Origin of the sequence: Loigolactobacillus bifermentans DSM 20003, from assembly GCF_001434575.1 — a bacterium.
Classification (GTDB): Bacteria; Bacillota; Bacilli; order Lactobacillales; family Lactobacillaceae; genus Loigolactobacillus; species Loigolactobacillus bifermentans.
On sequence record NZ_AZDA01000092.1, the window covers coordinates 1 to 12,172 of the forward strand.

Below are 12,172 nucleotides of genomic sequence, written 5' to 3' on the forward strand. Positions count from 1 at the left end.
AGTTTTCAAAGGTCTACCAAAGCTGATAAACAGCTTTTTAAGTATATCAGATAAGTTACATCCTTGTCAAGAACTTTTTGAATCAATGAATGTTTATGCATTTATTGATTCGTTTTATTCATTTGACAACTTTATAAGTTTATCAAATCACTTAGTTACTGTCAAGCAAAACATTTATTTCTTTTTGAAGAACTGCTTTGCTCTCAAACAACAATTAATATCATACCAACTTTCATGAACCCCGTCAATGCTTATTTCAAAATTTATTCCGGACAATTTCCAATGCGAACGTTAGCGTTTTACCACTGGTTTGATTCAGGCATTTTAAAGTTAATACACGAACATTACCTGCAAAATGCAAGTGTAAAGTTGCTGTTTATTTATTCATTTCCATTATAATTGCAAAAAAATAGTCTTCCAATCATTTTGCGATTAGAAAACTATTTTGTGATTACTTACTGCTACTACTGTCGCTTGTACTTGTGCTACTGTTACTACTCTTTAGTTCTGGCGCATCAGTTGTATATTCACTCAAAAGTGACTTGCCTTTATTTTTAGCCTTTAGACTTGTCGGCTCCTTCTTTTGTGCTTTTTTAAGTTCTTTTAAGCCTGCTGACTTCTTATAGTTGTAAGCACTCTTAATCACCTTTTTAAAGCCCTTTGGTTGATAGAACCGCAATAGGTCACCATTGACAACTTTATCAGAAGCCGACAGTTCTGTTGTGACATGATTTTGCAATGTAGCAACAGCTGCCTTCTGGGTCGTTGTGAGATGTTTCAGTTCCTTCCCCGTTTTACTATCATAAACATCCCCACCATACTTGGTATAAGTTGGTGAGACAAAATCCCCATTCCGAAAGGCAACGGTTTGATTCCGATTCGTCGCTAGAAGATCTTGACCAAACTGGATCGTATCATTATTTTTAACACCTAACAGATTTAGTAATGTCGGTAAAACATCGATTTCACCACCATAGGTATGATTAATCCCACCCTTTAGGCCTGGCATATGAATCATAAAAGGTACTTTTTGGAAGTTTGCTAAATCATAATTTGTCACTTTCTTTTTACCTAATAATTTTGCAATAGCTGGCTTGTGGTTGTTAGAGATTCCATAGTGGTCCCCATACAAGACGATCATACTATTTTTATCAAGTCCGGTTTTCTTCAACCAACTCAGAAATTCACCCACAGACTGATCTAAATAACGTGCCGTTTGTACATAAGGGTCCACGGTGGAATCTCCTGTATCAAATTTCTTAATGCTTTCATTTTTACTATCAATCAAATAAGGATAGTGGTTTGTGACTGTAATCAGTTTTGCATAGAAAGGTTGTGGCAATTGTTCAATATATTTTGCAGAATCTTTCAGGAAAATCTTATCCTTCATTCCATACCCAAGATTATACTTCGCCTTATCCGCATTGGCGTAATACGACTTACTAAAGAAGTAGTCATATCCCCAAGACTTATAAGTATTATCACGGTTCCAGAAACTTGGAACATCCCCATGAAATGATGCTGTGGTGTAACCCTTTTGGCTTAAAATGGCTGGAGCAGCCTGGAAGGTATTAGTAGTGCCGTCCGTTACCATGGCAGAGCCTTCTGGTAACCCGAATAAACTATTTTCCAACATTAATTCTGCATCGGCTGTTTTACCTTGGCCGACTTGATTATAAAAGTTATCAAAACTCAGCGTGTCATTTTCGTGATACAGTTTGTCTAAATTAGGCATGACCTCTTGGCCATCCCATTTATAGTCGATCATGAATTGTTGCAAGCTCTCTAAATGAATGATAAATACGTTTTTGCCTTTTGCAACCCCACTATATTGAATGTTCGGTGACACACGATTCTTAGACAGGTAGTTTTTAACACTCGCCAAGTCTGAACTGTCTGCATGTGCCTTTGTCGCATTATTCTGTGTGGTTTTAACCCCATCATAAACGGTGTAGGCTTCTAAGCCCAAATATTTCACAATATAGTTATTATCAAATGTCCGCGTTAATAAACCGGAACGGTCAGTTTCTGCCAAGGTCAAGTTTGCCCCAAATAGCAAAACCCCTAACAGACTAATTGTTGCCGCATACCGTTTTTTAAATCGGTTGACATCAATTCGAATCACCTTAAAGGCAATCAGTAAAATTAAAACAACAACATCCAAAAAGACTAAAAAGTCAACGGGATGAATAATCCCTGCAATACTTTTGCCTAAGTTGTTTGAAACTGAGCTGGAGCCTTTCATTAAGGAAAAGCTAAGGAAATCTGAAAATTCACGGTAATATAAAATGTTCGCAAATAGCCAAGTAGACATGATCGCATCAATGATGATCATGACCCAATAGGATTTACGTCCGCGTAAGTACAGTGCCAGTCCTAATAGTAACAGTGCTGCTGGTAGCGGATTGACGGCTAACAGCAACTCCTGCATACTGCCTTTAACACCTAAATTAAATTCTGTGCGATATGCAAGGTAAGACTTAACGCTAAATAGTACTACCGTGAGAATAAAGAAGCCTAGCCGAGTATTTAAGCCCCGCTGCACTTGCTTTATGACCTGCCTCATATAAATATGCCTCCGTGATCTAATATCTCTACTTATCATTCATAAGTCCTCTAAATGATACTGAATTTTCAAGTAAAAAACAATTAACCACTTGAACCTTCACAAAATATTTATAATTGTTAAAAAAAAGTCGTAAAAGCAGGCCTCTAACGGACACGCTTTTGCGACAATAAGGAATGATTTGGCTTAATCGTCCAATAAATCATAAATTTCCATGGCGATTAAATCAATATCATCGAATTCAAATTTTTGATGATTGGCTAATGCTTCCAATTCATAAGTCTCAGTCTTTGGATCATAAGTGACTAGGCCACGTTCAGCACCATCTTTTTCAAAGCGGCGGGTTTGTTCTTCGTTATCAGTTGCATCTTCTTGCATCGCTTCCAAACGATGGATAATCGCAACGAGTTGTGAGCTTTTCATAATGAGACTCCCTTCATCCAGTTCTCAATTAAATATCATACCAGAAAACAACGCCAAATAGTGGATTTTCGTGCGACTTCTTGTAACTTTCTCATAAAAAAGTTATTTGTCTGTTTCAAGGGGATCGGGTTTCACGATCAAGGCAAACATCCCAATAAACATTCCCATATAGTACGTGATCAACCGCCACAAAATCAAAGCTAAGACCAATTGACTGTTTGTCGCTAAAAACGATGTAAACAGCGTCTTAAAGCTTAATTCTGCCCCGCCAGAACCACCTGGAATCGGAAATAGCGAAATAATCATCACGATCATAATGTGCAACACCAGCACTTGCAAAAAATTAGCAGACGCCCCAAGTGCTAATAACACAAAATAGGGCACACTATAATAGAAAAAAAGTTGAACCAGTGTTAAACCGATGGCTTGGCATAACATTTTACGATCACGCTTGATCCGCAAACTTTCTGCATAAAAGGTGTCAATTTTCTCAGCCATTTGAGTCTGCCAACGATCCACACGCGCTGGTGCTAAAAACAATCGCAATGGCCGTAGTAATAGTTGTACCAAGCGCTTGGTCAACCGATACCAGTACATGATCATCAGCAACGCACTAATGACTGTAATGTGCATCACAAAACCAAAGATCACTAACCAGCTTAAATACGTAAATTTTCCTGCTAACCAGTGAAAGCCAAACAGTAATGCAAAAATAAAGTTCACCAACACGGCCGTTTGAAAAACCACAAACTTCATAAGCAATAGTGAACTGGCACGACCGCCTTCAACACCGGACTTCATTAAGGCTACTAGTTGTGCTGGCTGGCCACCAGATGAAAATGGTGTGATCGAATTAAACAATTGTTCGATCAGTGGAATGCGCAACGCATTTTTAAAGGAAAAGTGCCCAACACGTTTATGCAATAACAGCCGAACAACCAGTGCTTCAAATAACCAATATAAGCACATGCACCCCACGGCTGCCGCTAACCAACCTAGTTTGAGATGCAGCAGACTATGCACTAAGACACGCAAATTTGTCTGGCGTAGCTCATACCCCATAATCCCCATGCCTACCGCTAGCATCACAATTAACATCCAAAAGTTTTTACGTGTCATCGTGACCCCTTTAAGTGGCTTTGGGTTTGATAAAAAGCTTCCCAAATTTTTGCTAAATGGGCCTCGGAATACTCATCAGCTGCCAAATCTGCCTGCTGTTTTAATTGCGCTAACGCTGCAGGCGTGGCCTGTAAATGCCGCAAAGCCTGATTCATCGCCGCAAAATCCTGAGCAGGCTGGTAATACCCGTCTAAAATACCGCGATACAAGTCAAGATCCCGCAACATCACCGGGGTCCCACAAGCAAAGCTTTCCAAAACAGACATGGGAAACAGTTCATTATAAGATGGCAACAAAAAAAGGTCTGCCATATTATAGTAAGCCATCAGTTCATCTCGAGAAACAATGCCCGTAAAGGTCAAATTTGCAGGCGGATCTGCCACAATTTTTTGATAACGCTGATAGCCTTCCGTCATTTTACCAAACGAAAAACCACCTGCCCAAACAAACTGGATCTGCGGATTTTGCTGAGCAAGCTTCACAAAATCATCGACCCCTTTACGTTCTTGAATCTGTCCTGCACCTAAAACAATAAAATCCTGTTGCGCAAAATCATGTTGTTGCCGCAACGCCTGGATCTGCGCTGGTGTTTCTTCAAAAAACTGGCGTTTTGAAACAAAATTCGGAATGTAAGTGATGCGTTCTTTGGGAATGTGATAGGCTTCTAGTTTCGGAATAAAACTAGGATTAACTACCACAAGATGATCCATCCGCTTGTAAAAAGCAATCAAATAGCGATAAAAAATCCCCTTAAACGGTTGGGGAATTTTAAGACTACCTTCCATTGTTTCAGGCAGAAAATGAACATAACCAATTTTACGGCCGCGTTTTTTGGAGAACGTCGACAGAAAGAACTTAGGGTCAATCGTGTGGTAATGGCTAATATCGGTTGTTCGATATTGGTTGATCGTCACGGTAAATTCATTTTCAAAGTGAGTTTTCAATAGGCGAATCAGTTCTAAATAGGCACTGCCAACCCCTTGGCCTTTTACCTTTGTCGCACTTGAAAACATGTTTATTGTAACCATAAATGAAGCTCCTTCATCCGAACTAAAACCCCTAATCACTGAGTTTGGTTGAATCTCGATTAAGTGTTTCGTAATAGATTTGCGCCGTTCGATAAAACTGGATCACACGATGACCAAAATGCGGTGCTGAAATCAATTCTAACTTACGCAGCCTTGGGCTCGGGTCGTTAAATACTTGTGGATGGGCTAAATAGCGTGTCACTTGCTGCACCATTTCAGGTTCTGATGTAAAGGTCGTTCCAATTGCAGGATCATCCAACAAATCATTAGTATAAGGGCTGGCAGCCGCAACACTTTTTAGCCCACTGGCCATTGCTTCAATATAAGTGAGCCCTTGTGACTCTGATTCAGAGGCAGACAAGAACAGGTCTGCCATATGATAATAAGCGGCAACATGTTCATTGGGAACTTCACCTGTAAAAATAACGTGTTCCCAAATCCCCAACGATTTCGCTTGATTTTGCAACGTTTCTCGAGCCGGACCATCCCCTACGATGACTAAAACCGTGTTCGGTACAACTGCTAAAATAGCTGGTAAGGCTGCAATGACCTCATCGATCTTCTTTTCAAAAGCGATGCGACTCAGTGATAATAAAACATTGGTCGTCGGTGCAATTTGCAACGCTACCCGTGGATCATCTAAAACGGGATGATCATATTGACATAAATTAATACCCGTTGGAATGACTTCCATTGGCGTTTTCACCCCATAGCTACGCAACGTTTTTACAACCCGCGAACTAGGGGCAACAATCCCATGCATATTGTGTAAGTACGCCCGCATTGCCTGCTTCACATGATAAGGCCGCACTAATTTACCATTTAAAATATAATGTAAATAATCCTGGTACATGGTATGGTACGTATGAACACAAGGAATATGTAAGTTTTTAGCCACGAATTTACCAATATACCCCATTGAAAATTCCGTTTGTGTGTGCACGATATCGAGTTCTAAATCACGTGCCACTTGATACGCTCGAAATAAACCACGAATTGCAATGCGTCGTTCTTTAAAGGAAATAAACGGCACACTGGCAAACCGGAAGATGTTGGGTTCAAATTGATCCTTATCAACATCTGGATCAGTGGTTGTAAAGATATAAACGGTATGACCTTCCCGTTCTAATTCTTCTTTGAGGGTTTTAATTGAGGTGGCCACACCGCTGACCTGCGGAAAATAGGTGTCTGTAAAAAGCCCAATATTCACGTGCGGTACCTCCCTTTACCAGTTTTATTGACTTCAAATTTTGGAAACAGTATCAGATTAATTATAGTTGGCCCGTTCCTAAAGCGCAAATAATAATTCTATTCTAACAGGCCGCCTCTTAATCGCAATCCCTCTTTAGGCTGAACTTCCTTCATTGATTCAAAAAAAGAGCCTCTCATCTGAGAAGCTCTCCCACAACAATCACTAATCTTGCTGCGTTGCTGCCTTCACCATGGCGATCACATCGTCGTTGGTTTCAGCATCTGCTAAAGCACGATCAGCTAATTGTTTCATTTCAGTTGTGTCTAATTTACGCATTAAGCTGCGAACTTTCAAAATAGAAGTTGCGCTCATTGAGTATTCGTCTAAGCCTAAGCCGACTAAAACAGGTACCATAATGGTATCCCCAGCAGCTTCACCACACATACCGGCCCACTTGCCTTCTGCGTGTGCTGCATCAATGATTTGCTTGATCAAACGTAAGATTGATGGGTTATAAGGTTGATAGAGGTATGAAACGTGTTCATTCCCACGATCTGCAGCCATTGAATACTGGATCAAGTCGTTGGTCCCAATACTGAAGAAATCAGCATACTTGGCCAACTTGTCAGCAATCATTGCAGCTGCTGGAATTTCCATCATCATGCCGACTTCAATATCGTCAGCAACTGATGTACCTGCAGCAACTAGCTTCGCCTTTTCATCATCAAAAATAGCACGTGCATCTTTAAATTCTTTAACCGTTGCAATCATTGGGAACATGATGGCCAACTTACCGTAGTTAGAAGCACGTAGTAACGCACGTAATTGCGTGCGGAAAATTTCTTGTTGATCTAAGCTGATCCGGATTGCCCGGTAGCCTAAGAATGGGTTCATTTCTTCAGGTAATGGCAAGTATGGCAAGTGTTTGTCGCCACCAATATCCATTGTCCGAACAACGACTTGTTTCCCATTCATCCCTTCTAAAGCACTCTTGTAAGCTTCAAACTGATCATCTTCAGATGGCAATTCGGAAGCATTCATATACAAGAATTCTGAACGGAACAAACCAACAGCTTCAGCACCATTATCTGTTGCGCCTTGTACATCATCAGGCGTACCGATATTAGCAGCTGTAATTAAAGCTTTACCATCTTTGGTAACTGTTTGTTCGTTTTTCAGTTTTTCCCATTCTGCCTTTTGTTCAGCAAAATCTTGGGCTGCTTTGTCATACTTAGCCACATCAGCGTCACTAGGATCAATAATGGCATCACCGGTTAACCCGTCAACAATGACCATTTGATCAGCGGCAACGTCAGTTGTCGCTGTTTCACTCCCAACAATTGCTGGGATCTCTAATGAACGTGCCATAATTGCAGAATGGCTTGTCCGACCACCAAGGTCTGTGACAAACCCTTTAACGTACTTACGATTTAACTGTGCGGTATCACTTGGCGTTAAATCGTGAGCAATGATGACGACTTCATCATGAATCAAAGCTGGGTTAGGTAAGGTAACCCCTAACAAATGGCTCATGATCCGCTTAGTAACGTCGCGTACATCGGCAGCACGTTCTTGCATATATGGGTTATCCGTCATGGCTTCAAACATTGCAACAAAGTTAGCTGATACGTCATGTAAGACTTGTTCAGCGTTGACCTTATCATTTTTGATGCCGGTTTCAACCGCACCAACAAATTCTGGATCAGCCAAGATCATCATATGAGCATCAAAAACCTGGGCTTCTTCTTCGCCCAGGCTTTTGGCTGCTGTATCACGAATCATTTGTAATTCTTTGGTTGAAGCATCAACGGCATCTTTTAAACGTGCTGTTTCAGCATCAGCATCCGTGATGGACTTTTTAGAAAATGATAAATCAGGCTGAACAAGCAAATAGGCTTTTGCTCGTGCAATGCCGTCAGAGGCGGCAATCCCTTTTAACACTTTCGTCATTAGTCTGATAATCCTTCTTTCTTCATCGTATCAGCGATGGCTGCAAGTGCATCTGCTTCATCAGCACCTTCTGCGGAGATCGTAACATCAGCGCCTTGGCCAACACCAAGTGACATCACACCCATGATAGACTTCAAGTTAACTGATTTGCCTTTATATTCAAGGTTAATGTCAGCGTTAAATTTGCTGGCAGCTTGTACTAAAAGTGTTGCGGGACGTGCATGGATCCCAGTTCCTGCAGTGATATGAAAATCGCGTTTTTCCATAATATAATCATGCTCCTTTAGAATATATAGTTAAGTATTAGGGTTTTCCTTTTCACCCGACGTGAAATGACAATTTACTCAATAAGTTGCCCTTTCATTTTAACAGAATATCATTTTTCTGCCAGTTCGACAAGCGCTTACTACTGATTTTAGTAAATTAGTCTAGACGACTTCAAATGATAAGTTTAGGCTAAGTCTAATTTTGTTCATAATGGTATGTGATCGCACCACCGCGGTGTGCGGCCCCAACAATACTTTGATGTTTGGGAAAATCTAACCAGGCTTGCCGAAACGCCATAAAGTCTTCGGCCGGCACTTCGATGGTCTTCTGCTGACCTGCCACTAATGCTTCAAGTGCTGCTTGATAATCCGTCATCTACTCACCTCATTTCGCAAAAGTTCCCTATCAATCGTACCACATCTTAATTTTAGCACTCTCAAAAAAAACTGCTAAAAAGCAGACCTAAATGCTTGCATCCCAGAATATTAGTTTGTATAATGCACGTAAAAGGTCAAAGAAAGTCAAACAAAGCTTTGATCTTTACAAGGAAGTTGTTTTCCTAGAAAGGTTGTGAATTACACATGCTATGTCAAAACTGTCATAAAAACGAAGCAACCATTCATTTATATACCAACGTGAATGGTTCCCGGCAGCAAATCGACCTTTGTCAAAATTGCTATCAATTGTTAAAACAACAGCAAGGACAACCAAGTAATGGTGGTCGACCTACCAATGCGAGTGTGGATCCATTTGGCTTTGGTAACCTTGATGAAATTTTCCGCGCCATGGGCCAAGGAACACCACCTGATAACGGTCAAATGAATTTTGAACAAGGCCCACAAACACAAATGGGCAGCGGCAACGGTCGTGGTGGTCGTAACAATGGTGGCAAAGGCTTGTTAGCACAATTTGGGATCAATTTAACCAATTTGGCAAAACAAGGCAAAGTCGACCCTGTCATTGGACGGGACAAAGAAATCTCACGTGTGATCGAGATTCTAAACCGTCGGACTAAGAACAACCCTGTTTTGATTGGTGAAGCCGGTGTTGGTAAAACAGCCGTTGTTGAAGGATTAGCACAAAAAATTGTAGCCGGTGAAGTACCTGCTAAATTACAAGATAAAGAAGTCATTCGCTTAGACGTTGTTTCCTTGGTTCAAGGAACTGGTATTCGTGGCCAGTTTGAACAACGGATGCAACAATTAATGGATGAAGTTCGTAAAAATGAACATGTGATTCTATTTATTGACGAAATTCATGAAATCATGGGTGCCGGAAACGCTGAAGGCGGGATGGACGCTGGGAACGTTTTGAAACCAGCCCTTGCTCGTGGTGATTTCCAATTATTAGGTGCAACGACTTTAAATGAATATCGTAAGATTGAAAAGGATTCTGCGCTTGAACGGCGTTTCCAACCCGTTCGGGTGGACGAACCAACGGTTGCTGAAACAGTTCAGATCTTAAAAGGCTTGCAGAAGAAGTATGAAGACTATCATCACGTGACGTTTACAGACGACGCCATTGAAGCCGCTGCGACCCTTTCCAACCGCTACATTCAAGACCGGTTCTTACCAGATAAAGCCATTGATTTGATCGATGAAGCGGGCTCTAAGAAGAACTTGACCATTGACACCGTTGATCCTAAAGTGATCAAAGAAAAAATGGATCAGGCTGAGGCACAGAAGCAACAAGCCTTGAAACAAGAAGATTATGAAAAGGCCGCTTATTACCGTGATCAACTGGAGAAATTGACCAAAATGAAAGACTCCGGTGCGGATGCCGAAAAGACACCGACTGTCACTGAAAAAGACTTGGAAAAGATTGTTGAAGAAAAAACCAACATCCCAGTTGGGGATCTACGTTCTAAAGAACAACAACAATTAAAGACTTTGGCAACTGATTTGGATAGCCAAGTCATTGGTCAAACACAAGCTGTTGATAAAGTGGCACGGGCGATTCGCCGCAATCGGATCGGGTTTAATAAGTCCGGCCGACCAATTGGTTCCTTCCTATTTGTAGGCCCAACTGGTGTTGGGAAAACAGAATTAGCGAAGCAATTAGCAAAAGAGCTTTTCGGTTCTGAGGAAGCGATGATTCGCTTTGATATGAGTGAATACATGGAGAAACACTCAGTGTCTAAATTGATCGGTTCGCCTCCTGGCTATGTTGGCTATGAAGAAGCCGGCCAATTAACTGAAAAAGTGCGCCGGAATCCTTATAGTTTAGTCTTATTAGACGAAGTTGAAAAGGCCCATCCTGATGTCATGCATATGTTCTTGCAGATCTTAGATGATGGTCGTTTAACCGATGCTCAAGGCCGAACTGTTAGCTTCAAAGACACCATTATTATTATGACGTCTAACGCTGGCCAAGGTGACGCCGAAGCCAATGTTGGGTTTGGGGCCGCTGCTAGTGGTAATACCCATTCCATTTTGGATCAGTTATCCAACTACTTTAAACCAGAATTCTTAAACCGTTTCGACGATATTGTTGAATTCAATAGCTTAACCAAGGATAATTTGTTGAAGATCGTGGACTTAATGTTAAACGATGTCAACAAGATGATTGCTGACCAAAACTTAACGATTGCTGTTACGAAAGCGGCTCGGGAAAAATTAGTTGAATTAGGCTTTAATCCTGCGATGGGCGCACGGCCATTACGGCGTGTGATCCAAGAGCAAATCGAAGATCGCGTGGCAGACTTCTACTTGGATCATCCTGATGTTCAGGATTTACAAGCAGACGTGCTCAAAGATCAAATCGTCATTGGTGCAAAACCAAAAGCTGCGCCAACAGAAACCAAACCTGAACCAACTAAATAGCATTTTAAGATGAGGCTGATTGCCTCATCTTTTTTTGTGTTTTTAGAGTAAAGCGCTACCATCTTGACAGCGCTTTTACTATAATGAAGATAGTGAAACGAGAAACAAGCATTCTTTTCAGAAGGGAATTGATTTTATGCAATTAACCAATACAACCGACCGCTATCAAAGCTTTATTCAAAATATGGCTACCGCAACTGCTGCTAAAACCATCACGACTTATCAACTTGATGCCATCAATGTGGTGTTTACCGAAACACCGACACAAAAAGAAGTCCTATTGATCAGTCAAACCCAAAACATCGCGCCTGAAGTCATTGACTTTGTTTTGGCTGAATTATGCCATACTACTCGAGAAAACTGTGATCTGGTGTTAACGGAACGTTTGGCTGAAATTGTCACGCCGAGTGTCAACCGTGTCGCTTCTTAATTGCACTTTAAGCTTTGAACACGCTCAAATGCCGACATACCAAGATAACTAGAAAAAATTCCGCCATTTTTCCGCCATTGACATCTGGGCTAGGTCTTTTTTAGAAGAAAAAGCACACATATAAAAAGGCTACCACAATTGTGCGGTAGTCTCTTTATATATTACTTACTGATTGGATGAGCCTCAGGCATCCAAAATGTACTTGAGGCTTCTTATCAAACGCCAGAGTGCATCTTGATGTTGATAAGAATCACAGCGAATAGGACACCGAGACTTGACACAGTCATCAGTGCAAAAATTAGTAATTTATAAAAAAACAACATAGTATCGCCTCCTACAAGCACAATGCTACTACAGGTGCATCGAAATCGCCTA

Annotated in this window: 10 protein-coding genes; 2 read left to right on the forward strand and 8 right to left on the reverse strand. The window is 41.1% G+C overall.

Features of this window, described 5'->3' with window-relative positions; all coding sequences use genetic code 11:
* Positions 1-451 precede the first annotated feature (451 nt).
* The 8 genes from FC07_RS10135 to FC07_RS10170 all read right to left on the reverse strand — a co-directional run bounded on the left by FC07_RS10135 (position 452) and on the right by FC07_RS10170 (position 8,920).
* Positions 452-2,566: an LTA synthase family protein gene (locus FC07_RS10135; protein WP_057904993.1), complete on the reverse strand. Its 2,115-nt coding sequence runs from the start codon at positions 2,564-2,566 to the stop codon at positions 452-454.
* Positions 2,567-2,752: 186 nt separating this feature from the next.
* A complete protein-coding gene (locus tag FC07_RS10140; protein ID WP_057904994.1) occupies positions 2,753-2,989 on the reverse strand; it encodes a YkuJ family protein in 237 nt (78 codons plus the stop codon).
* Between the two features lie 102 nt (positions 2,990-3,091).
* A complete protein-coding gene (locus tag FC07_RS10145) occupies positions 3,092-4,108 on the reverse strand; it encodes a lysylphosphatidylglycerol synthase transmembrane domain-containing protein (protein ID WP_057904995.1) in 1,017 nt (338 codons plus the stop codon).
* A complete protein-coding gene (locus FC07_RS10150; RefSeq protein ID WP_057904996.1) occupies positions 4,105-5,136 on the reverse strand; it encodes a glycosyltransferase family 4 protein in 1,032 nt (343 codons plus the stop codon). Before FC07_RS10150 ends, FC07_RS10145 begins: the two co-directional genes overlap by 4 nt.
* Before the next feature lie 31 nt (positions 5,137-5,167).
* Positions 5,168-6,346 (reverse strand): glycosyltransferase family 4 protein, encoded by a 1,179-nt coding sequence (locus FC07_RS10155; protein WP_057904997.1) that lies wholly within the window; start codon positions 6,344-6,346, stop codon positions 5,168-5,170.
* Positions 6,347-6,550: 204 nt separating this feature from the next.
* Positions 6,551-8,278, reverse strand: coding sequence for a phosphoenolpyruvate--protein phosphotransferase (gene ptsP / locus FC07_RS10160; RefSeq protein WP_057904998.1), 1,728 nt, complete (start codon positions 8,276-8,278; stop codon positions 6,551-6,553).
* Positions 8,278-8,544 (reverse strand): phosphocarrier protein HPr, encoded by a 267-nt coding sequence (locus FC07_RS10165; protein ID WP_057904999.1) that lies wholly within the window; start codon positions 8,542-8,544, stop codon positions 8,278-8,280. Before FC07_RS10165 ends, ptsP begins: the two co-directional genes overlap by 1 nt.
* Positions 8,545-8,740: 196 nt before the next feature.
* The gene (locus FC07_RS10170) at positions 8,741-8,920 is read right to left on the reverse strand and encodes a hypothetical protein (protein WP_057905000.1); all 180 of its coding nucleotides are present in this window, start codon (positions 8,918-8,920) and stop codon (positions 8,741-8,743) included.
* Positions 8,921-9,126: 206 nt separating this feature from the next.
* Here FC07_RS10170 and FC07_RS10175 point away from each other — a divergent pair, with 206 nt between their 5' ends.
* On the forward strand, positions 9,127-11,367 hold the full coding sequence (locus FC07_RS10175) for an ATP-dependent Clp protease ATP-binding subunit (protein ID WP_057905001.1): 2,241 nt from the start codon (positions 9,127-9,129) through the stop codon (positions 11,365-11,367).
* 136 nt (positions 11,368-11,503) lie between these two features.
* A complete protein-coding gene (locus tag FC07_RS10180) occupies positions 11,504-11,797 on the forward strand; it encodes a DUF1827 family protein (RefSeq protein ID WP_057905002.1) in 294 nt (97 codons plus the stop codon).
* The last annotated feature ends 375 nt before the right edge of the window (positions 11,798-12,172 follow it).

Bases quoted from the DNA above. Each gene is read 5' to 3' on its own strand.
- FC07_RS10135 (WP_057904993.1), bottom strand. From the start codon at position 2,566: ATGAGGCAGGTCATAAAGCAAGTGCAGCGGGGCTTAAATACTCGGCTA.
- FC07_RS10140 (WP_057904994.1), bottom strand. From the start codon at position 2,989: ATGAAAAGCTCACAACTCGTTGCGATTATCCATCGTTTGGAAGCGATG.
- FC07_RS10145 (WP_057904995.1), bottom strand. From the start codon at position 4,108: ATGACACGTAAAAACTTTTGGATGTTAATTGTGATGCTAGCGGTAGGC.
- FC07_RS10150 (WP_057904996.1), bottom strand. From the start codon at position 5,136: ATGGTTACAATAAACATGTTTTCAAGTGCGACAAAGGTAAAAGGCCAA.
- ptsP (WP_057904998.1), bottom strand. From the start codon at position 8,278: ATGACGAAAGTGTTAAAAGGGATTGCCGCCTCTGACGGCATTGCACGA.
- FC07_RS10165 (WP_057904999.1), bottom strand. From the start codon at position 8,544: ATGGAAAAACGCGATTTTCATATCACTGCAGGAACTGGGATCCATGCA.
- FC07_RS10170 (WP_057905000.1), bottom strand. From the start codon at position 8,920: ATGACGGATTATCAAGCAGCACTTGAAGCATTAGTGGCAGGTCAGCAG.
- FC07_RS10175 (WP_057905001.1), top strand. From the start codon at position 9,127: ATGCTATGTCAAAACTGTCATAAAAACGAAGCAACCATTCATTTATAT.
- FC07_RS10180 (WP_057905002.1), top strand. From the start codon at position 11,504: ATGCAATTAACCAATACAACCGACCGCTATCAAAGCTTTATTCAAAAT.